Raw genomic sequence first — 20,138 nt, forward strand, 5'->3', positions numbered from 1 at the left:
GTACCGCCCGGATGGGCGGTACCGCTTGCTTCAATCTGGAGGGAATTTGAAAGGGAATTGGGGATCAGTCCAGCACGCCGACCTCTTTGTAATAGCGCTCGGCGCCGGGGTGCATGGGGATCAGGGCGCCTTCGATGCCGCGCTCCGGACAGGTGCCGGCGGCGTTCTTATGCACGGCTTCCAGAGCATCGGCGTTCTCCATCATGGTCTTGACCAGGTTGTAGACGGTCTCCTCGGGCACGTCGGCACGGGCGCAGAGAGCGGTGTACTGGGCAAAGGTGGTGATATCCTCATCACAGCCGTCATAGGTGCCGGCGGGGATAACCACTGTGTGGTACCAGGGCTTCTCGGCCATCAGCTTGTCAACGGCCTCCTGGCCGATGTCGACGACCTTGATGCCAAAGGACATGGCCAGGTCGGTAAAGTTGGTGCCGGGGGCGGGAGTGGCGTACAGGAAGGCGTCGATATTGCCGTCCTGGAGGGCGGTGCACAGGTCGGACAGGGACAGGTTTACCACGCTGCCCAGATCATCGGTGGTCATATCGTAGGCCCACAGAACATCGTCCAGGTAACCGGCCATCATGCCGGCAGTGACACCGAATTTGGTGCCGGCCAGGTCGGGAATGCTGTTAATATCGGACTTCGCAGAAGTGATAACGTGGACCGTCGCGCCGGTGCCGGAGTGGGTGGCCACGTGCATGATCTGCTCTGCGGGCAGGCCCTCAAACTCGCCCTCGGCATTGTAGCAGGACAGGGTCATATCCATGCCCATGGTGCCGAAGTCGGTTTCGTCCATAGCCAGCAGGCGGGCATTCTCGGCGGAGCCGGTGGAGGCCTCAATAGCAAAGCTGTACTTGCCGGGGTTGGCTTTGTTCATCATGTCGGCAATGGAATTATACAGGACGTTCTGATAGCCGTTCAGGGGCCCGCAGCTGATGCGCACGGTTTCCGTACCGCCGGAGGAGCCTCCGCCCCCCTCTCCAGCATCACTGCTACAGGAGGCGATTCCCATCAGCATACCGACTGCCAGTAACAGACACATAAGTTTTGACAGCTTTTTCATAACGATATCTCCTTTTCTTTTTCTCTCCAATGGCATTCACCCGGGGGAAAATGTCACGTGGTAGACTGGGAAACGGTAACGGGGACGAACTTCTCCGAACGCTTAAACATGAACTCGGTGACAAACTCCACCACGATGATGGCGATACCTACCAAATCGGTGACCATACCGGGCACAATCAGCATCACAGCGCCCAGTATCATGAGCGGACGCTCGAACCACTTCAGGCTCCAGCGGAAGAAGAAGCCCTCGAAGCCGGAGGCCAGCAGATAGGCGCCAATGAGCGCGGTAACCAGGCTCCAGAGGATGTCCAGCACGCCGCCCTCCATCAGCAGTACCGGATTGTAGACAAACAAGTACGGCATGAGGAAGGAACAGAAGGCCAGACGGAACGCCTTGTAGCCTGTCTTGTTTGGATCGCACCCGGCCAGGCCGGCACCGGCATAGGCGGCCAGCGCCACAGGGGGGGTGATGGAGGAGATGCAGCCGAAGTAGAAGATGAACATGTGGGCGGCCAGCGGGGGAATGCCCAACTGAATCATCGTGGGGGCTACCAGGGAGGCCAGAACCAGATAGGCCGCCGTGGTTGGGACGCCCATGCCCATGATCAGGGAGACAACCATCGTCAGAACGAGCAGCAGCAGCATGCTGGTGCCGGCCACGCTGGTCAGGATGGAGGAGATGCGGTAGCCCAGGCCGCTGCCCATGATCACACCGCTGATAATACCGGCCATGGCGCAGGCAATGCCGACGGAAACGGCGCTCTTTACCGTCTGGACAGGAATCTGGAGCCACTGCTCCTTGGTCATACGGGTCTTGGGGTTGATTTCCACCAGGACGAGAGTGACGATGATGGTCAGCAGGCCAGAGCGCACGATGGTCATATTGAACACGGCCATGCAGAAGATCAGGAAGATCAGGGGGGCAAGCATGTAAATCTGCTTGAGCATGCTGCGTACCTTGGGCAGTTGGGAGCGGGGAATGCCCTTCAGCCCATGCTTGGCGGCATAGATATCGACGCCAAAGAGGACGGCCAGGAAGTAGAGAATAGCAGGGATCAGGGCGGCCTTTGCCACGGCGGTATAGGGAATGCCCAGCATTTCCGCCATAATAAAGGCGGTGGAGCCCATGATGGGGGGCATGATGGCTCCGCCGGTGGAGGCGGTGGCCTCAACCGCCGCGGCAAACTCGGGCTCAAAGCCGTTCTTTTTCATCATAGGAATGGTGAAAGTGCCGGTGCCGATGACATTGGCCGTGGGACTGCCGCTGATGGAGCCAAAGAAGCCGGAGGCCACCACAGCCACCTTGGCGGGGCCGCCGCGCATGTGGCCGAACAGGGAGGTGGCCAGATTGGTCATATAGTCGCCGATGCCGGAGACGCTCATGATAGCGCCCAGCAGGACGAACAGGACCACATAGGAGGCCGAGGCATAGAGGGGGGAGCCGAAGATACCGTCTGTGGTCAGATAGACCAAAGAGGTGAACTTCTTCAGCGTCATGCCGGGCTGGTTGAGGAAGCCGGGAATATACTTGCCCAGGAAGGCGTAGGCCACAAAGACCAGGGTGATGATGACCAGGGGATTGCCCATCTTCCGGCGGCACGCCTCAAAGATAGCGATAATCAGAAGAATGGCAAACAGAATGTCGCTGGCGTACACAATTCCGGCGCGCAGTTGCAGGTTTTCATCCAGGATGGTGATGTAGGCACAGCCGCCCAGGGCGAAGAGTGCCATAATACCGAGAAAAATTTGCTCCCAACGCTTCTCGCTGTCGACCATTGCATTGATGTAGAAGATCACCAGCAGGAAGCCCAGGTGGATCGACTTCTGCGCAATGCCCGGCATAGTGCCGAACGCTGCGGTGTAGAGGTGAAATGCTACAAAGCAGATGGCCAGGATCAGCGACACCTTTTTTAAGGCAGATTTCATGTTGCTGCTCCTCTCTTATTCTGGAATGGCGGGGGTCAGGGCATGAACACGAGGAACAGACCCAGTGTACGGCGGCAGTCCACATAGAGCTTGCCGTCCTTGCGGAAATAGTTCAGGTTCAGGTCATAGGCGCGCTTTTCCACAAATTCCAGGTGGCAGCCGGAGAAGGCGGCGGCCACGATGGGCAGCTTCAGGCCGTCGTTGCGGGGCTCGCAGCCGAACTCGGCCACGTAGGCGTCGTGATCCACCAGCTGATAGGTGTCCAGGTTGAAGCCGGTGTCAGTGGCCCCCTTGGCGGCGTTGTAGAGCTTGGAGATGGCGGCGTCGGCCTCCTCAAAGCGCTCCTTGCTGTCGCAGTAGCCGGTGATGTAGGCCAGGCGCTTGGCGCCGTTGATGTGGGGGAATTTGGTCTCGTTCTTGACGATCAGCTCCTTGGCCAGATGGGTGGTGCAGCCGAAGAGAATGTCGGTAAAGGGCTCGTAGTTCTGAATAAAGAAGGTCTGGTAACCGGCCTCGCCCTCCTTCTCACCGTAGCGGACATGCTGGCGGAAGGGGTTGTTGATCTCGCCGATGGTCTCAATGCCGCCCTCGATCAAAGCGTTGCGCATGGGATTGGGGTCAGTCCCCTTGACGCTCAGGCGATAGGAGTGGACCTTGGGCAGATTGGTGGCGGGGACGGACTGGGTCAGCCAAGTGATGGTGGTGTTCAGCTGGTAGGTGCACAGCTCGAAGTAGGAGTTCTCAAAGATGAAGTGCACGGTGCGGTCGGTGTAGCAGTCGGCGGTGGTAAAGCCCAGCTTGGTCACCAGGTCGATCGGGCGGTCGCGGTGGGTAGTGGCGATGCTGAAGTGGTCGATACAAAACGGTACCTTTTTCTCTAACATGTCATAGCCTCCTAATCCATTCTGGTCGTGTTTCCAGGGAAATTACCGGGCCATGCCGCGCTTCTTGGCGGCCTGATAGAAGCGGTCCAGAGCGTCTGCCAGGGTCTTGCGGGGGCAGGCGACGTTGATGCGCTGGTAGCCGGAACCGGCCGCGCCGAAGTCGGTGCCGTTGTCCAGGTAGAGCATGCACTCGTCGGTGAGGAACACCTTCATGTCTGCGTCGCTCATGCCGAAGCAGCGGAAGTCGCACCAGACCAGGTAGGTGCCCTCCAGCTCGGTGACCACAACTCCGGGGAAGTGCTGGGCGAAGAAGTCGCGGACATACTCATAGTTGCCCTTGATGACCTGGATGAGCTCCTCCAGCCACTCGGCGCCGTGGCGGTAGGCGGCCTCGTGGGCCACGGGGCCGAAGCGCTCGATGTGCATGAAGGCCTGGAGGCCCATCTGCTTCTGGAACTTGGCCCGCACCTCGTCGTTGGGGATGATGATGCTGGCGTAGCACAGGCCGGCCAGGTTGAAGGTCTTGCTCAGGGAGGTGCAGATTACGCAGTTGTCGGCAAACTCTTTGCCCAGGGAGGCATACACAATGTGCTTGTATCCGGGCTGGATCAGATCGTGGTGGATCTCGTCGGCCACCACCATGACGCCGTACTCGTTGCAGATCTCGCCCATCCTGCGCAGCTCCTCCTCCGTCCAGACGCGGCCGGTAGGATTCTGGGGGGAGCAGAGGAAGAACAGCTTGGCCTGCTTGCCTTCTCACGGAAGTCGTCGAAATCCACGGTATAGTGGCCCTTCTCGTCCGCCACCAGGCGGTTTTCCAGCACCTTGCGGCCGGTGTTTACGGTAGCGCCGGTGAAGTGATGGTAGTCGGGGGTCTGGATCAGGATGCCGTCGCCGGGCTGGGTAAAGGTCCAGACGGCGTTATAGAGGGCGGGAACGACCTGCTCGAAGGGGACGATCCAGTCGGGCTGAACGTCCCAATCGTGACGGGTTTTCATCCACTGGCAGCAGGACTCCCGAAAGCTGTCGGTCAGGCGGTGGTAGCCCAGCACGCCGAAGTCCGCCTCGGCTTTGATTGCGTCAATAACGCAGGGGGCGGTGCGGAACTCCATGTCGGCCACCGACAGGGGAACGATGCCCTTGGGGGGCTTATTGCCCTTGGAGTCCTTCATGATGCGGTACTTTCCGGTGCCGCGGATGGCCGGATCGCGGTCAATAATCGTTTCAAAATCGTATTTCATCGCGCATTCTCCTTTTCCAAGTCAATTTACGGCTGATAAAGAACGCCCTTCTCAGGCTTGATGCCGAGAATCTCGCGGGCCTCGGCGGCGGTGGCAATCTCACGGCCGGCCAGGATACCAAGCTTGACCGCCCGCTCCACCAACTGGGCGTTGGTGGCGTATTCGCCCTTCTTCATAAATACATTGTCCTCCAGACCGACGCGCAGGTTGTCGCAGCCGGCGGCCAGACCGGCCAGCATACAGGGCATGTGGGCTTTGCCGATTCCGGTGATCGACCAGGTGGAGCCCTCCGGCAGCTTGGAAACCAGATGGTTGATCGAGTCAATATTGCCCGGCATACCACCAGGGACATCCAGAACCAGCTGGTAGTGGAGCGGGGCCTTCAGGACGCCTTTTTTCAGGTAGTAATCCACGTTGCCCAGCATACCGGCATCAAAGATTTCAATTTCGGGCTTGATGTCCAGCTCCTGGGTGAGCAGGCCCAGCCGCTCCAGGAAGGGGGGCGTGTTCAGGAAGATGTAGCTGTTGGCCCAGTTGAGGGTACCAGGGTCATAGGAGCACATCTCGGGCATCAGGATGGGCAGGTGGGCCACCCGCATATCCTCGGAGAACTTGGTGCCGGAGGTGGTGACATTGATGATGGCATCCAGGTGGTTGGTGCGCAGGGCTTCCCGGATCATGGAGACCACCTGCACAAAGCGGCTGGTCTCCATGGTGTTCGCGCCCTCGTCATCGCGGACATGGATGTGCAGGATGCAGGCGCCGGCCCAAACTGCGGCCAGAGAATCGGCGACCAGCTCCTCCGGCGTCAGGGGGACGTAGGGGGACTGCTTGCGGGTGGTACCGCCGCCGCAGAGGGCGCAGGTGATCATAAGCTTGTTTGTTTTCATAATTGGATATCCCTTTCCGTTCCATCAAAACGACTTAAATTGCGTGCTTTATTGGAGAATCGGTATACCAGTGGAGCCAATATAGCACTTATGCATACAATTTGTAAAGATGCAACTTGCCATTTCTCTGTTATAACCAAGGAAAAGCGACGGCTTTTGTCAAATGTAACGATTTTTATTTTGTGTATTTTCTTTGCTGAGTGAATCTGCTATAATTCGAATTGGTATACCAGAGAAAAAGCAAAAAAGAGATAAAAATGGAATATTAACAAAAAAATACTACATAAAAAGAAAAATATGTGCGCCTGCTATTGCACGGAATACCGGAATGACATGGTGCGGTATTCCGATAAGGTGCGCGTTTTGGCTGGACCAATGGGACAGCCAGGAAGAGGTCCGAATGCTTACAGAACAGCTTTCCGATTTTCTATATGAAGTCCGCTATGATAGTCTGCCCTCCAAAGCGGTGGACAACGCAAAGCTCTATCTGGAGGATCTACTCGGCGTGGCGGCAGCCGGCTCAGTTCAGCCGCAGGGGGGTATCTGGCGCAGCTACTTTGCCGCCGGGGACGGACAGCAGGAGGCGACCGCCTGGAACAGCGGACTGGAGCGGCTCTCCTGTGAACATGCTGCCGCGCTGAACGCCGCGTGCGCCCATGTCATGGATATGGACGACGTGCACAACGCCTCTATCACCCACCTGGGGGCGGTAACCATCCCCGCGGCGCTGGCGGTGGGGCAGAAGCTTCACCGCTCCGGGCGTGAGGTGCTGGCTGCCATTGCCGCGGGCTACGAGATTGGCGCACGGGTGGGGGAGGCCATCAACCCAGGCTCCTACCACTACTGGCATACCACTGGAGTGGTGGGGGCGCTCTGCTCTGCCGTGGCGGCGGGCAAGCTGATGGGGCTGGACCGGGAGAAACTGCTGCACGCCATTGGCTCGGCGGGGACGCAGGCGGCCGGCCTGTGGCAGTTTCTGGAGGACGGCGCCATGAGCAAGACCCTGCACACCGCCAACGGTACCCTCTGCGGCCTGCGGTCGGCACGCCTGGCGGCGCTGGGCTTTACCGCTGCGGAGGACATTCTGGCGGGAGACCGGGGCCTGCTGGGCGCCATGACGCCGGATAACCACCCGGAGGCGCTGACGCGGGCGCTGAGCTGGGAAAACTGCGCCCTGCTGACCAACTCCCTGAAGCCCTACGCCTGCTGCCGCCACACCCACGCGGCGGACTACTGCGCCCAACTGCTGCGGGGGGAGCACCGGCTGGAGCCGGAGCACATCACCCGCATTGTGGATCACACCTATCAGGTGGCGGTCAACACGGTGGACAATCCGGAGCCGTCCACCCCCTACGGCTACAAATTCAGCGGCCAGTACTGCACCGCGGCCATGCTGGTGTACGGCCACCTGGGGGAGTCCGCCTTCACGCCGGAGGCCACCTCCGACCCACGGGTGCGGCGGCTGATGGACAAGATTACCCTGGTGTGCGACCCGGAGCTGGAGGCCAGCTATCAGGCGGACCGCAACCGGTGGGCCCACCGGTTGGAGGTGACTCTGGAGGACGGCCGGGTGCTTACCCGTCAGGTGGAGTACCCCTATGGTGACTTCAATAACCCCTTTACCTGGGCCTATGAGCACGAGAAGTTTCACACCCTGGCCGACGGGGTTCTGGGCCCGGACCGGGTTGCCGCGCTGGTTGAGCGGCTGCCGCACCTGGAGGAGCTGGATGATATAAACCGGCTGTTTGAGGGGCTGTAAGCCCTGCCTCAGCGGGCGGGCGCCGGAACGGCGGCGCCCATTACCTTACGAATGGAGCATTGCGCTATGAATCAGAACGAAGCACTTGTCAAATCCGCCATTCACGACGCGGTTATCCGCGCCGTGACCGAGATCTCCGCCGATGTGAAGGGGCTGCTTAAAGACGCACTGGCCCGGGAAACAAATGAAACCGCCCAGAGCATGCTCCGCTCCATGGTGGACAACCTGTCCATCGCCAAGGAGGGGGACAAGGCGGTGTGCCAGTCGCCCGGCTACCCCACAACCTGGCTCTCCTTTGGAGACGGCAACCTGCCGGAGTGCGCCAGGGAGGCCGTTTCGGAGGCCGTGGCCGAGGCCACGAAGAAGGGCTACCTGCGCCCCTCCATGGTGGATCCCCTGACCCGGGAGAACTCGGGAAACAACACCGGCAAGGGCGTGCCCAATATCGAGTATGAATACCACCCCGGCCAGAAATACGTCGACTTCATCATCAGCTTTAAGGGCTGCGGCGCCGAGCTGGGCAACGCCATGCAGATTATGACCACCGCCAAGCTGGGCAAAAACCTCTCCGGCCTGAAGCGCTTCATCCTGGAGACCGCCGTCAACGCCGGCGGCAAGCCCTGCCCCCCCTACGGTATCGGCATCGGAATCGGCGGCCAGATGGACATTGCCGCCAAGCTCAGCCGCAAGGCCATCTCCACCCGCCGGTGGGACGACGTGAACCCCGACCCCGAGCTGGCCGCGCTGGAGGCGGAGCTGAAGGACGCCATCAACGGCCTGGGCCTGGGCGCGGCGGGTACCGGCGGCGACACCGTCTGCCTGGCCCTCAAGATGGAGCGGGCCCACACCCACACCGCCATCGCGCCGGTGGCGATCAACTTCCACTGCTGGGTGGCCCGCCGGGCCGGTATCCGCATCTACGACGACGGCCGCGTTGAGAAGCTGCTCTGATTTCCAAAACGGCAAAAAAGGAGTATAGTAAGGATGGCTACTTATCATTTTTCCACACCTCTCCAGGAAGAGGACATGCGCAAGCTGCACGTGGGAGACGTGGTGTATCTGACCGGGCATGTATTTACGGCCCGTGACATGGCTCACCTGCGTATCCGCGGCCTGCTGGAGGAGGGGAAGCCCCTGCCCAAGGACTTTGCCGGCGCTGCGGTGTTCCACGCCGGCCCGGTGGCCCTGAAAAACGAGGACGGCTCCTGGCGGCTCAACGTCATCGGCCCCACCACCTCCATCCGTATGGAGCCCTATGCCGATGTAGTGGGCCGGATGGGGGTACGGGCGGTCATCGGAAAGGGCGGCATGGACGCCGATACCCTGCGGGCCTGCGGCCAGTACGGATACGTGTACCTCCAGGCGGCCCCCGGCTGCGCGGCCAAGCTGGCCCAGGGCATTGAGCGCATTAACGACGTGACTTGGTTTGAGCTGGGCATGCCAGAGGCCGTGTGGGACCTCCAGGCCAATGAGTTCGGCCCCCTGGTGGTGGGCATGGACACCCACGGGCAGAGCATCTACAAAAATCTGAAAGAGGCCGCGCTGCACAAGATCGACGAGGCCTATCCCGCCTGAGGGCGGACGAAAGGAGACGCGAGACAGGATGGACTACCGGATAGAACGGGACTCAATGGGGGAGATGGAGGTCCCCGCGGACCGCTACTGGGGTGCGCAGACCCAGCGGAGCTATCAGAACTTCCAGATCGGCACGGAGAAGATGCCGGAGGAGATTGTGCGGGCCTTCGGGATTCTGAAGAAGGCGGCGGCGCTGGCCAACCACAGGCTGGGGAAGCTGGACGATGAAAGGCTGGGCCTGATCAGCCGGGCCTGCGACGAGGTGGTGGCGGGGAAGCTGGACGGGCACTTCCCGCTGGTGGTGTGGCAGACGGGCAGCGGCACCCAGTCCAACATGAACGTGAACGAGGTGGTGGCCAACCGGGGCAACGAGCTGGCGGGGAAGAAGCTGCTCCACCCCAACGACCACGTAAACATGTCCCAGAGCTCCAACGACACCTTCCCCACGGCCATGCACATTGCGGCGGCGGTGGCGCTGGAGGACAAGCTGCTGCCGGCCATTGACGGGCTGGTGGAGACCTTCCGACGGCTGGAGGGGGAGAACGGGGACGTGGTGAAGAGCGGGCGGACCCACCTGCAGGACGCGGTGCCCATTACCCTGGCCCAGGAGATCAGCGGCTGGCGGACCAGCCTGGAGAAGGACAGGGCGATGGTGGAGCTGGCGCTGCCCGGCCTGCGGGAGCTGGCCCTGGGCGGGACCGCCGTGGGCACCGGGCTCAACGCCCCCAAGGGCTTTGACACGGCCGTGGCCGAGGCGGTATCGGAGCTGACGGGCAAGCCCTTTGTCACGGCCCCCAACAAGTTCCACGCCCTCACCAGTAAGGACGAGCTGGTGTTCGCCCACGGGGCGCTCAAGGCCCTGGCGGCGGATCTGATGAAAATCGCCAACGACGTGCGCTGGCTGGCCTCCGGCCCCCGGTGCGGCCTGGGGGAGATCCATATCCCGGAGAACGAGCCCGGCTCCTCCATCATGCCCGGCAAGGTCAACCCCACCCAGTGCGAGGCGGTGACCATGGTGGCGGTGCAGGTGATGGCCAACGACGTGGCGGTGGGCCTGGCGGCCTCCCAGGGCAACTTCGAGCTGAACGTGTTCATGCCGGTGTGCATCTACAACTTCATCCAGTCCGCGCGGCTGCTCACCGACTGCATCCGCTCCTTTAACGACCACTGCGCCGTGGGCATCACGGCCAACCGGGAGAAATGCCGCCACAACCTGCACAACTCCCTCATGCTGGTCACCGCCCTCAACCCCTACATCGGCTATGACAACGCGGCCAAGACCGCCAAGAAGGCCCACGCCGAGCACATCTCTCTCAAGGAGGCCTGCGTCAGCCTGGGCTTCCTCACCGCCGAGCGGTTCGACGAGGTGTTCCACCCCGAAGAGATGGTCTGAGCGGGCCGCAGAAAGGAAGAAAAACGTACTATGGACGTCAATCAGGAATCCCTCAAGCTGCACGAGGAACTGCGGGGGAAGATCGAAGTGGTGGCCCGCAGGCACATCGAGACCCGGGACGACCTGTCCCTTCTGTATACCCCCGGCGTGGCCGAGCCCTGCCGGGAAATTGCAAAGGACTATGAGAAGTCCTTTACCCTCACCCGCCGGAGCAATCTGGTGGCGGTGATCACCGACGGCTCCGCGGTGCTGGGCCTGGGGGACATCGGCCCGGCCGCCGGTATGCCGGTGATGGAGGGCAAGTGCGCCCTCTTCAAGGAGTTCGGCGGGGTGGACGCCTTCCCCATCTGTGTGGACACCAAGGACGTGGACAAGCTGGTGGAGACCATCGCCCTGATCTCCAAGAGCTTCGGCGGCATCAACCTGGAGGACATCGCCGCCCCCCGCTGCTTCGAGGTGGAGCGCCGCCTGAAGGAGGTGTGCGACATCCCCGTGTTCCACGACGACCAGCACGGCACCGCCATCGTGGTGGCCGCCGCCCTGCTCAACGCCATGCGGGTGACCGGCAAGCAGATGGGGCAGATGAAGATCGTCATCAACGGGGCCGGCGCCGCCGGCATCGCCATCGGCAAGCTGCTCATCTCCATGGGCTTCGGCAATATCGTCATGTGCGACATCAACGGCATCATCTGCGAGGGGGATGAGGGGCTCAACGCCGGACAGGAGGAGATCTCCCACATCTCCAACCGGAATCACGAGCACGGCGCTCTGGCCGACGCCCTGCGGGGGGCGGACGCCTTCGTGGGCGTGTCCCGGCCCAACCTGGTGACGGCGGAGATGGTGTCCACCATGAAGGACGGCATCGTGTTCGCCATGGCCAACCCCACCCCGGAGATCATGCCGGACGAGGCGAAGCGGGGCGGCGCGGCGGTGGTGGGCACCGGGCGCAGCGATTTTCCCAACCAGATCAACAACGTCATGGTCTTCCCCGGCATCTTCAAGGGCGCGCTGGCCGTGCGGGCCCGGGAGATCACCGAGGGGATGAAAATCCGCGCGGCCAGAGCCCTGGCCGCCCTGGTGACCGACGAGCAGCTCAGCGCCGACTACATCCTGCCCTCCGCCCTGGACAAGTCCGTGGCCGACACCGTGGCCCGCGCCGTCGCACAGGAGGCCAGGGAGCAGGGCATTGCACGGGCCTGAACACAAAAAGGAGGACGCTTTTATGCGCGAGGTTTATATTGTAGACGCCGTCCGCACTCCCGTGGGCCGCATGGGCGGCACGCTGAAGAACACCCAGGCCCACGAGATGGGGGGGCTGGTGTGCAAGGCCCTGATGGAGCGCACCGGCTTGGCCCCCGAGCTGGTGGAGGAGGTCGTCATCGCCCAGGTGAAGCAGAACGCCGTGGCCTCCAACATCGCCCGGGTGTGCGCCCTGATGGCGGGCTTCCGGGAGGAGATTCCGGCCTATACGCTGATGATGCAGTGCGGCTCCTCCCTCCAGTCGGTCAACTGCGCGGCCAACGACATCCGCTGCGGCGACGTAGACGTGGCGGTGGCCGGCGGCGTGGAGGCCATGAGCGCCACCCACTTCGAGCTGTGGAACGCCCGGTACGGCTACGGCACCGGCAACAATGTGCTGGTGGATCCCATCGTGGAGGGGGCCAAGCGGGCCCAGCCCCAGGAGACCTACGGCGTGTTCGGAATGGGCGATACCGCCGAGAACGTGGCCGAGCAGTTCCACATCTCGCGGGAGGATATGGACGAGTTTGCCTTCCACAGCCAGCGCAAGGCCGCCGAGGCGGTGGCCGCCGGCGTGTTCAAGGATGAGATTGTCCCCGTGGTGATCCCCCAGCGGAAAAAGGAGCCCATCGTGTTTGACACCGACGAGCAGCCCAGGGCCACCACCATGGAGGGCCTGGCCAAGCTCAAGCCCGTGTTCCGCACCGACGGCAAGGGCAAGGTCACTGCGGGCAACTCCTGCGGGCGCAGCGACGCGGGCGCCGCCCTGCTGCTGATGAGAGGCGAGAAGGTGAAGGAGCTGGGCGTCAAGCCCATGGCCCGCATCGTGGCCCACGCCATCGTGGGCGTGGATCCCCGCATCATGGGCATCGGCCCGGTGCCCGCCGTCCGCAAGGTGCTGGAGAAGGCGGGGCTCACACTGGACGATATCGGCATGATCGAGCTGAACGAGGCCTTCGCGGCCCAGTCCCTGGCGGTGATCCGCGAGCTGGGGCTGGACATGGCGAAGGTAAACGTCAGCGGCGGTGCCATCGCCATGGGGCACCCCCTGGGCGCCACCGGCGGGCGCATCCTGACCACCCTGGTTCACGGCATGAAGCGCACCCGCACCCGGTACGGCATCGCCACCCTGTGCATGGGCGGCGGCCAGGGCGGCGCCACGCTTCTGGAGCTGGCGGACTGAACAAGCCCTCGTTTGAGGCCCGGCGGGGAACCGCAAGGCTCCGCCGGGCTTTTTTTCCTCAAAATGGTATACCAATTAGAGAAAAAAGAAAGGATCGGTATTCCGAATGGACCGCATTTGCAACGAGGCGCTGCTGCGCAAGGTGACCACTCCCAGGGCGGCGGCAGCGCATATCAAAAACGGCTACCTGGGGAAGATCGACGTGGCCGTCATCGAGGTGGCCGCCATCCGGGCCGACGGCAGTCTGGTGCTCCCCTTCTCGGTGGGCATTGACGATACCCTGGTGAAGTATGCCGACAAGCTCATCCTGGAGGTCAACGAGGCCATCCCCCTGGAGGTGGAGGGCATGCACGACATCCTGACCCTGGAGCGGGCGCCCCACACCCAGGCCATTGAGATCTTCAAGCCCGACGATCGGGTGGGCTCCCCCTATCTGGCCTGCGACCCGGACAAGGTCGCCGCAGTCATCCTCACCAACTGCGAGGACACCAACCAGGATCTCCCCGCCCCCACCCCGGATATGGAGGCCATTGCCAGTCATATTGTCAAATTCCTACAGAGCGAGGTGGCGGCCGGCCGCCTGCCTAACCCTCTGCCCCCCATGCAGTCCGGTGTGGGCGGCGTGGCCAACGCGGTGCTCTCCGCCCTGGCCCGCTCCGAGCTGGACCACCTGAGCGTCTATACCGAGGTCATGCAGGACGCGGTGGTGGAGCTCATCGACGCGGGCAAGGTGGCCTGCGCTAGCGGCACGGCCCTCACCATCTCCCCCTCCGCCCGGGAGCGGTTCTATGCCCATATCGACGACTACAAGGGCAAGATCATCCTCCGGCCCCAGGAGCTCAGCAACGCCCCCGAGGTGATCCGCCGCCTGAGCATCATCGCCATGAACACCGCCATCGAGGTGGATCTGGCGGGCAACGTCAACTCCACCCACATCGGCGAGGGGGCCGTCATGAACGGCATCGGCGGCTCCGGCGACTACGCCCGCAACTCGGGCATCGCCATTTTCTCCACCGCCTCCACCGCCAAGGACGGCGCCATCTCCTGCATTGTGCCCCACGTGGCCCACGTGGATCACACGGAGCACGACACCGAGATCATCGTCACCGAGCAGGGCCTGGCGGATCTGCGGGGCCTGACGGCCTACGAGCGGGCCCACATCCTGATTGAGAACTGCGCCCACCCCAAGTTCCGTCCCGAGCTGCGGGAGTATGTGGAGCAGGCCTACGCCCAGAGCAAGGCTAAGCATGGCATCATCCGTCTTTGACTCCGGCTGGGGGATTTTTTGAGAGATCCCTTCTATTTGACCTCAGATTATGATAAAATAAGGAAAAAGTACTTGAGGATAAAAGGAGGAGTCCGATGAATCTCCCAACCAAGCAGGCGGACGGCAGCGGCCGCTTCTACGAGTACGTGATTGACAACATCCGCCAGATGATTGCCGATGGAGAGCTTCAGGCGGGCCAGAAGCTGCCCTCCGAGCGGGAGCTGGCCGAGAAGTTCAACGTCAGCCGTGTCCCCATCCGCGAGGCGCTCAAGATCCTGGAGTATATGGGGGTGCTGGACAGCAGCCCCGGCGACGGCACCTATGTGAAGAACACCTCCGCGCAGAGCCTGGTCAGCAAGATGGATTTTTCCTTCGACGCCACGGCGGACACCATCCGGGATCTGCTGGAGCTGCGTATCGTGCTGGAGACCTTCGCGGCCTATCACGCCGCCCAGCGGCGCACCGACGAGGATATCGCCTCCATCCAGAAGCTGCTCCGGGACATGCGGGAGGCCAAGAAGGTCAACGACGGCACCGAGGAGTCGGTGCAGAACCTGCGCAAGCTCTCCCACGGCTTCCACCAGGCCCTGGTCAGGGCCGCCCACAACGCCGTGCTCTCCAGCGTATACGAGTACCTCTATGAGCTGCTGGACATCTCCCGGCAGTTCACCATCAACAACAGCGGCATCTCGTACAGCTCTATTGTGGCCCACGAGGCCCTGTTCAGCAAGGTCATCGAGGGGGACGCGGAGGGGGCGCGCCAGTGCATGGAGGAGCACATGGAGGATGTGCGCTACAACCTCAAATCCACCATGGGAACCGATCATCCGGGACAGAAGGCCGCGATCGGCTGAGCCCGGAGCAAACACAAACAAAGATAAAACGCTCCCCGCGCGGCTGAACAGCACCCCATTTGTTAGACAGTATGATATACTGGATAACAAGTGGGGTGCTCAATTATAGCAAAAGGAAAACCAAAGAAGAGATACACGCCAGAATTTAAGAAGCTGGTAGTGGAAACCCATGCCGGAGGAAAAACTAAGTTATGGGACTCTCTCCCCCTTGGAGGCGGTTGGCATCCGCCAGGCTGGCCCGGAGCGGCTGTGGAGGGGGGAAGGAGTGCGGAGCTGCCCATGAGGCAGCTAGTGGGCACCAAGAGAGGGGTGGCCATTTGAAGCTGTCCAGAAAGGCCAGGGCAGCCGGACGGGCGGAAATACTGTGGTATCTCCAGATGGGATGCGACCGCCAAGACAACAGCTAGCAGGACAAATACTGTAAAATATAAACAACAAATGATTGACAAAATATGAGAATAGTGGTAAAATTAAAACAATTAAAGCAGTATTAGAAAAGGATATGATTCCAATGCAGTAATGGTATGTGACAATGCAAGCAAAGCGGTTGAAATCAAACATTTTGAATATTAAAAAGATTTAGGAGGAGAAAAAATGAAGAAAATTTTTTCTGTATTGCTTGCAGCCACTTTACTTTTATGTTGCATCTTACCTGCAAGCGCAGTTAGCGCATCTGAGGGAGATTCCCTGAGAGGGGAAATTACATTTGAAACTGTAACTCTTGGCGGTAAGGCCATGACGATTCCTGTTCTCGTACAAGATAGAGTTTATGGTGCGTATTCTACCGGCGGCTCCCAAATGGGAGAACAGGAAGTCACATACTATATACCAGTGACACCTGATGCCCAAGTGTATAACGAAAATTATGTACAGTCTGCGATGGCTGCGAGTAGTTCTGGGACGGCGACTGACACTTTCCCTGACCCCCATAACTACTTCCAGGTCACAACGTATATACACTATACCCTATACCCTTCGGAAGATAATACAATTAAAGATTATTTGATCTCTATTGATAATGTGGCAATTACCAAAGGAAAAGAGCCACCAGATATAGAGTGGGATATCTTAGGCATTGGAACCCCGGAAGTACGGGTTGTGCAGGCTGGGGTCGTAGAATCCGGTGGTATCCTTGATTCGATGAATCAAGTTATGGATTATACAACAGTTCAGTGGGGAACGAGGGGGATCAATACCCCTTCTAATTGGGTACCTGTCATGACTGGTAGTTATTCTGACTACTATCGTGGTCTTGCTATGTTCCGCTTTGACATTACCTATTCTACTATGGGGACAGTCACCTGCGAGTGCAATCATGTTCTTGCCAAATAAAATTTCTACCTATTAAAGAAGGGAGGAGAGGATGAAGAAATTTCCCAAAATCCTCCTATTTCTAATTCTAGTAGGGTCGTTATTCATCTGTTCTAGCTGTACGGGGCTAGAATCAACTGACTGTCTCGAAACTGAGTCAACAGCGTCTGCATACATCAGAGTATGCGATACTGAATTTACCATCACGGATGCCTGTGGTAATGCTCTAACACACCAGAACGAGTTTTCGGGTTCGCTGAATATTACTGATCAAGAACATCTTGATGAAATGCCTGGGTATATAGGCGAATATCGTTTGGAAGTCCCTTATAGTGATGAGTTTAGATATGAGAGACTCGGAGAGACGCCTGAAGGTGAGCAACAAATATTTAGCATTTCAACCATCCAGGATACCAATTTAGCGGAGTATTCTGTATCGGGGACTAGCATAGAAGAGATCACTATTGATTTTTCTGGCAAGGTTTCTTTTTGCGGAAACGATATGACATTTAATGTGTTCCTATCTATGCCATGCAATGGACTAGGCGAGAAGGGATGTATTCGTTTCTACGGAGCAGCGAATAAGGAAGCTCATTTTAAGATCGAAGGAGATATGATTAAATTTTCGGGAGTAGAGCCCGAAACTGGAGCAATTTCCTATGCAGGAAAAGTGTCGAATCCCTATGTTTATCTAGCCCTTGAAACGGGGGAGGGGACGATTGATTTGAGCGATGTGGGAGAAGGTAATATACTGATTACTACGGGGAAGAATACTCGAAAAATTATTGCAGACGGAGGATAGTAATAGCATGGCCGCCTATCTATATAGATAGGCGGCCATCTGTATTTAAAGATTGTTTGCTACAAGTTAGTAGACACTGGCAGCCATCATGGGACCCTGGGCGGCCAGAAAGGGTAGGCCGGGTGGTACTTTATAAAGAAAATGTGCCGTGCTATAAGGTAGGGGGGGTCAGGCAATACCTGCCCCCCCTACCTTCGCCGCTCGACCCCCTTAAGGGTAACGGTATCGGATTTTTACTGCACGTGTGCGTCTGGCCTGGACTGGCCAGGATCACCACCACGCCTTTTCATTTTTTAGTATAGCAGGAAACAAGCATAATGTAAATTCTTGTTTAACGATCTAACGAGGGCTCTTTCCTCTGCTGAACAGGAGCCTGGTGTTCTGCCTGTTGGGCTTCTGCCCGCGCCGTGGCGGCCGCGAGTTGTGCGGCCAGACTGGGGGTAGAGGTCCCGCGCTCCGGGTCAAGAAGCTGGGAGCGGAGCTTCAGCACATCTACAAAAGTAAGGTTCAAACCTCTGCTCTGGACTTTATGGAACACACTTTTTGCAGAGCGGATGACATCATCCCTGACACTCGGAGTAGCCCGCACGATATGGGAAAAACGATCCAGGTATATATCCTGGATGTATTCTCGGGTTATTGGGAACATGTTCTGGATAAGGAAAGCATTATGGCGGCTCTCAACACGGCCGAACCGTATTGTATCACAAAACCCATGGAACGCTTCAAACATGAACTCATCGACGATCTGGATTACTACAATAACCGACGCAATAAGGCTAAGCGAAAGGGCTTGCCGCCTGCAATTCACAGACAACAAGCCCTTTCGGCTGCTTGAACAATTTTTGTTCGTAAATATTGTTTAACTTTTTGGGGGAACTTCAGACGCGCGGGGGGTGTTTTTTCCTTTGGTCAGTCCGCCCGCAGGGCGGTCTCCAGCAGATCCAGCACCGCCAGGATGCGCTCCCGGGGCACCAGAGGGGAGGGCTTTCCCTCCCGAATGCAGGACAGGAAGTGCCCCAGCTCGGCGTAGTACCAGCCGGTGGGGGGGACGTTGATGCCGGTGGGGATTTTGACGGCCTCCTCCGTGTCGAAGACCACCGGCTCCGAGCCGTGGGGGTAGGCGGTGACGGTATTGCCGTCATAAATCACCATGGCGTTCTCAAAATACACCCGCCAGACGGCGGTGAAGGGGATGGAGGCGTTGAGCCAGCCCGCCTCGGCCATGACGTTGACCCCGCCGCAGCGGTACTCCCAGCGGTACAGCTCCGGGGAGTCCATGGCCGGGCCGCCGCAGGGGCGGCACTCCGCCTGGTCGGGGACGCCGAAGAGGGAGACGATCACGTCCAGATCGTGGATGTGCAGATCGAAGGGGACCAGCCCGCTCTTGCTTTTGTCAAAGAGCCAGCCGCCCTGGGCCCACTCCGGACGGGCGGACAGCCGCTGGAACACCGCGTCCAGGGGCCTGCCGTAGGTGCCCTCCCGCACCAGCTTCCGCAGCACCTCAATTTCCCGGGTGAACTGGAGCACCTGGGCCACATAGAGGTTTACCCCCTTCTCCCCGGCCAGGGCGAACATGGCCTCGGCGTCCGCCCGGGTGAGGGCGCAGGGCTTTTCCACGATGGTGGTCTTGCCCAGGGAGAGGCTCTCCATCACGTTGTCCCGGTGGAGGAAGGTGGGGGTGCAGATGTCCACCACGTCCACGCCTCCGGCCTCCACCAGGTCGGTGATGCTCTCATAGCAGGGCACGCCCCACTGGGCGGCCCGCTCCCGCCCGGCGGGGGAGGGGTCCACCACGCCCGTCACGGCGCAACCGTCCAGGTGGAGATAGTTGCTGTGGTGCACGGTGCCCATGCCGCCCGCGCCCACGATTCCGATGTTGATCATGGCCGCCACCTCACAGGACGAAGCCGTGGGCTGTGAGGTACTCCGCCGAGTCCTTCACGGCCTGGTTGATCTCGGCCAGATCCTTCGCTCCGGCCTGGGTGAACTCGATCTCGATGCTGAAGGGGCAGTCGTTGCCCGCCTTTGCCAGCTTGTCGAAGACCAGGGGGAAGTCCAGCCAGCCCTTGCCCAGGGCGGGGAAGTCCCATACCGTCCGCTCGCCGCCCTTGTCCTTGAGGTGCATGTAGCGGATGGCGTCCATGCTGGCGTCCAGATCCGCCCCCAAGTCCACGTTGCCGTAGAAGAGGGCGTTGGCGGTGTCGTAGTTGATGCCCACCCGGGGGGAGCCCACCCGATCCACGATCTCCTTCAGGATCTTGCCGCTCCCGTGGTCGCCGTGGGTCTCCAGCACCAGGGTGAGGCCGTAGTTCTCCAGCTCGGGCACCAGGGCGCGGATGTGCTCCGCCACCACCTCGTTGGAGGCCACGGCCTGATCCGCCAGATGGGCCTCGCCGATGGAGGAGACGATGTAGCCGCAGCCGAAGAAGGCGGCCAGGCGGATGTTGCTGATAAAGTCGTGGATGCGCCCGGTGTCCATCAGGTTGCAGTGGCCGCTCATGGAGAAGGGGGTGAGGCCCTTTTCGGCCAGCCGCTCCTTCACCTGCCACAGCCGCTCGAAGCTCTGGTCGGGGAACACATGCTCCGTCCAGCCCTTGGTGGCGGTGAGCTCGATGTAGCGGAACCCGGCGGCGGCGATGCCGTCGATGGCCTGCTCAATGGAATAGCCGTGGTAGCAGTTGGAGTTGACCGCGATGATGCGTCCCATAATATCCTCCTTTTCAGAAGGGGGGGGGGGGGGGGGGGG

The 20,138-nt window shown here is 60.1% G+C and carries 18 protein-coding genes and 1 pseudogene; 11 read left to right on the plus strand and 8 right to left on the minus strand.

What is annotated here, in order from left to right:
• Positions 1-64: 64 nt before the first annotated feature.
• The 6 genes and pseudogenes from ACESY8_RS12460 to ACESY8_RS12485 form a co-directional block, all read right to left on the minus strand.
• Positions 65-1,063, minus strand: a complete 999-nt coding sequence (locus tag ACESY8_RS12460; protein WP_007488383.1) for a TAXI family TRAP transporter solute-binding subunit — start codon at positions 1,061-1,063, stop codon at positions 65-67.
• Between the two features lie 53 nt (positions 1,064-1,116).
• The gene (locus tag ACESY8_RS12465; RefSeq protein WP_007488382.1) at positions 1,117-2,991 is read right to left on the minus strand and encodes a TRAP transporter permease; all 1,875 of its coding nucleotides are present in this window, start codon (positions 2,989-2,991) and stop codon (positions 1,117-1,119) included.
• 35 nt (positions 2,992-3,026) lie between these two features.
• A complete protein-coding gene (locus ACESY8_RS12470; RefSeq protein ID WP_007488381.1) occupies positions 3,027-3,875 on the minus strand; it encodes a hypothetical protein in 849 nt (282 codons plus the stop codon).
• A gap of 42 nt (positions 3,876-3,917) precedes the next feature.
• Positions 3,918-4,613 (minus strand): MalY/PatB family protein, encoded by a 696-nt coding sequence (locus tag ACESY8_RS12475; RefSeq protein WP_498794758.1) that lies wholly within the window; start codon positions 4,611-4,613, stop codon positions 3,918-3,920.
• Positions 4,614-4,684: 71 nt separating this feature from the next.
• Positions 4,685-5,116 (minus strand): annotated as a pseudogene (locus tag ACESY8_RS12480) (beta C-S lyase family protein); the annotation flags it as partial.
• A 26-nt stretch (positions 5,117-5,142) separates the two neighbouring features.
• Positions 5,143-6,006 carry a beta-keto acid cleavage family enzyme gene (locus ACESY8_RS12485; RefSeq protein WP_498794754.1) on the minus strand — a complete coding sequence of 288 codons (864 nt, stop codon included), beginning with the start codon at positions 6,004-6,006 and terminating at the stop codon, positions 5,143-5,145.
• A 400-nt stretch (positions 6,007-6,406) separates the two neighbouring features.
• On the opposite strand from ACESY8_RS12485, the gene ACESY8_RS12490 reads away from it, so the two are divergent.
• The 11 genes from ACESY8_RS12490 to ACESY8_RS12540 all read left to right on the plus strand — a co-directional run bounded on the left by ACESY8_RS12490 (position 6,407) and on the right by ACESY8_RS12540 (position 18,227).
• Positions 6,407-7,765 (plus strand): MmgE/PrpD family protein, encoded by a 1,359-nt coding sequence (locus ACESY8_RS12490; RefSeq protein ID WP_055270525.1) that lies wholly within the window; start codon positions 6,407-6,409, stop codon positions 7,763-7,765.
• 66 nt (positions 7,766-7,831) lie between these two features.
• Positions 7,832-8,716, plus strand: a complete 885-nt coding sequence (locus ACESY8_RS12495; RefSeq protein WP_054338729.1) for a fumarate hydratase — start codon at positions 7,832-7,834, stop codon at positions 8,714-8,716.
• Positions 8,717-8,749: 33 nt separating this feature from the next.
• Positions 8,750-9,340 carry a FumA C-terminus/TtdB family hydratase beta subunit gene (locus ACESY8_RS12500; protein WP_007488373.1) on the plus strand — a complete coding sequence of 197 codons (591 nt, stop codon included), beginning with the start codon at positions 8,750-8,752 and terminating at the stop codon, positions 9,338-9,340.
• A gap of 28 nt (positions 9,341-9,368) precedes the next feature.
• The gene (fumC, locus tag ACESY8_RS12505; protein WP_498794755.1) at positions 9,369-10,733 is read left to right on the plus strand and encodes a class II fumarate hydratase; all 1,365 of its coding nucleotides are present in this window, start codon (positions 9,369-9,371) and stop codon (positions 10,731-10,733) included.
• A gap of 30 nt (positions 10,734-10,763) precedes the next feature.
• Complete coding sequence (locus tag ACESY8_RS12510; protein WP_021631538.1) at positions 10,764-11,933, plus strand: NAD(P)-dependent malic enzyme; 1,170 nt, start codon at positions 10,764-10,766, stop codon at positions 11,931-11,933.
• Positions 11,934-11,955: 22 nt separating this feature from the next.
• Entirely contained in the window at positions 11,956-13,155 is a 1,200-nt protein-coding gene (locus ACESY8_RS12515) for a thiolase family protein (protein WP_054338726.1), read from the plus strand.
• 106 nt (positions 13,156-13,261) lie between these two features.
• Positions 13,262-14,422 (plus strand): acetyl-CoA hydrolase/transferase C-terminal domain-containing protein, encoded by a 1,161-nt coding sequence (locus ACESY8_RS12520; protein WP_498794756.1) that lies wholly within the window; start codon positions 13,262-13,264, stop codon positions 14,420-14,422.
• Between the two features lie 95 nt (positions 14,423-14,517).
• Positions 14,518-15,276: a FadR/GntR family transcriptional regulator gene (locus ACESY8_RS12525; RefSeq protein WP_009260559.1), complete on the plus strand. Its 759-nt coding sequence runs from the start codon at positions 14,518-14,520 to the stop codon at positions 15,274-15,276.
• A 594-nt stretch (positions 15,277-15,870) separates the two neighbouring features.
• Positions 15,871-16,608 (plus strand): hypothetical protein, encoded by a 738-nt coding sequence (locus ACESY8_RS12530; RefSeq protein WP_152970483.1) that lies wholly within the window; start codon positions 15,871-15,873, stop codon positions 16,606-16,608.
• A 31-nt stretch (positions 16,609-16,639) separates the two neighbouring features.
• The gene (locus ACESY8_RS12535) at positions 16,640-17,389 is read left to right on the plus strand and encodes a hypothetical protein (RefSeq protein ID WP_152970482.1); all 750 of its coding nucleotides are present in this window, start codon (positions 16,640-16,642) and stop codon (positions 17,387-17,389) included.
• A gap of 592 nt (positions 17,390-17,981) precedes the next feature.
• Complete coding sequence (locus ACESY8_RS12540; RefSeq protein ID WP_152970481.1) at positions 17,982-18,227, plus strand: IS3 family transposase; 246 nt, start codon at positions 17,982-17,984, stop codon at positions 18,225-18,227.
• Positions 18,228-18,301: 74 nt separating this feature from the next.
• Here the strand turns inward: ACESY8_RS12540 and ACESY8_RS12545 are convergent, their stop codons facing one another.
• Both ACESY8_RS12545 and ACESY8_RS12550 read right to left on the minus strand, forming a co-directional pair.
• Positions 18,302-19,276, minus strand: a complete 975-nt coding sequence (locus ACESY8_RS12545) for a Gfo/Idh/MocA family protein (RefSeq protein WP_204682259.1) — start codon at positions 19,274-19,276, stop codon at positions 18,302-18,304.
• Positions 19,277-19,286: 10 nt separating this feature from the next.
• Positions 19,287-20,099 carry a sugar phosphate isomerase/epimerase family protein gene (locus ACESY8_RS12550; RefSeq protein WP_204682257.1) on the minus strand — a complete coding sequence of 271 codons (813 nt, stop codon included), beginning with the start codon at positions 20,097-20,099 and terminating at the stop codon, positions 19,287-19,289.
• Positions 20,100-20,138 lie beyond the last annotated feature (39 nt).

This window comes from Clostridium sp. ATCC BAA-442 (assembly GCF_964239415.1).
Lineage (GTDB): Bacteria > Bacillota > Clostridia > Oscillospirales > Oscillospiraceae > Flavonifractor > Flavonifractor plautii.

Bases quoted from the DNA above. Each gene is read 5' to 3' on its own strand.
- ACESY8_RS12540 (WP_152970481.1), top strand. From the start codon at position 17,982: ATGGGAAAAACGATCCAGGTATATATCCTGGATGTATTCTCGGGTTAT.
- ACESY8_RS12515 (WP_054338726.1), top strand. From the start codon at position 11,956: ATGCGCGAGGTTTATATTGTAGACGCCGTCCGCACTCCCGTGGGCCGC.
- ACESY8_RS12460 (WP_007488383.1), bottom strand. From the start codon at position 1,063: ATGAAAAAGCTGTCAAAACTTATGTGTCTGTTACTGGCAGTCGGTATG.
- ACESY8_RS12530 (WP_152970483.1), top strand. From the start codon at position 15,871: ATGAAGAAAATTTTTTCTGTATTGCTTGCAGCCACTTTACTTTTATGT.
- ACESY8_RS12545 (WP_204682259.1), bottom strand. From the start codon at position 19,276: ATGATCAACATCGGAATCGTGGGCGCGGGCGGCATGGGCACCGTGCAC.
- ACESY8_RS12490 (WP_055270525.1), top strand. From the start codon at position 6,407: ATGCTTACAGAACAGCTTTCCGATTTTCTATATGAAGTCCGCTATGAT.
- ACESY8_RS12485 (WP_498794754.1), bottom strand. From the start codon at position 6,006: ATGAAAACAAACAAGCTTATGATCACCTGCGCCCTCTGCGGCGGCGGT.
- ACESY8_RS12510 (WP_021631538.1), top strand. From the start codon at position 10,764: ATGGACGTCAATCAGGAATCCCTCAAGCTGCACGAGGAACTGCGGGGG.
- ACESY8_RS12470 (WP_007488381.1), bottom strand. From the start codon at position 3,875: ATGTTAGAGAAAAAGGTACCGTTTTGTATCGACCACTTCAGCATCGCC.
- ACESY8_RS12520 (WP_498794756.1), top strand. From the start codon at position 13,262: ATGGACCGCATTTGCAACGAGGCGCTGCTGCGCAAGGTGACCACTCCC.
- ACESY8_RS12495 (WP_054338729.1), top strand. From the start codon at position 7,832: ATGAATCAGAACGAAGCACTTGTCAAATCCGCCATTCACGACGCGGTT.
- ACESY8_RS12525 (WP_009260559.1), top strand. From the start codon at position 14,518: ATGAATCTCCCAACCAAGCAGGCGGACGGCAGCGGCCGCTTCTACGAG.
- ACESY8_RS12535 (WP_152970482.1), top strand. From the start codon at position 16,640: ATGAAGAAATTTCCCAAAATCCTCCTATTTCTAATTCTAGTAGGGTCG.
- ACESY8_RS12465 (WP_007488382.1), bottom strand. From the start codon at position 2,991: ATGAAATCTGCCTTAAAAAAGGTGTCGCTGATCCTGGCCATCTGCTTT.
- ACESY8_RS12550 (WP_204682257.1), bottom strand. From the start codon at position 20,099: ATGGGACGCATCATCGCGGTCAACTCCAACTGCTACCACGGCTATTCC.
- fumC (WP_498794755.1), top strand. From the start codon at position 9,369: ATGGACTACCGGATAGAACGGGACTCAATGGGGGAGATGGAGGTCCCC.
- ACESY8_RS12500 (WP_007488373.1), top strand. From the start codon at position 8,750: ATGGCTACTTATCATTTTTCCACACCTCTCCAGGAAGAGGACATGCGC.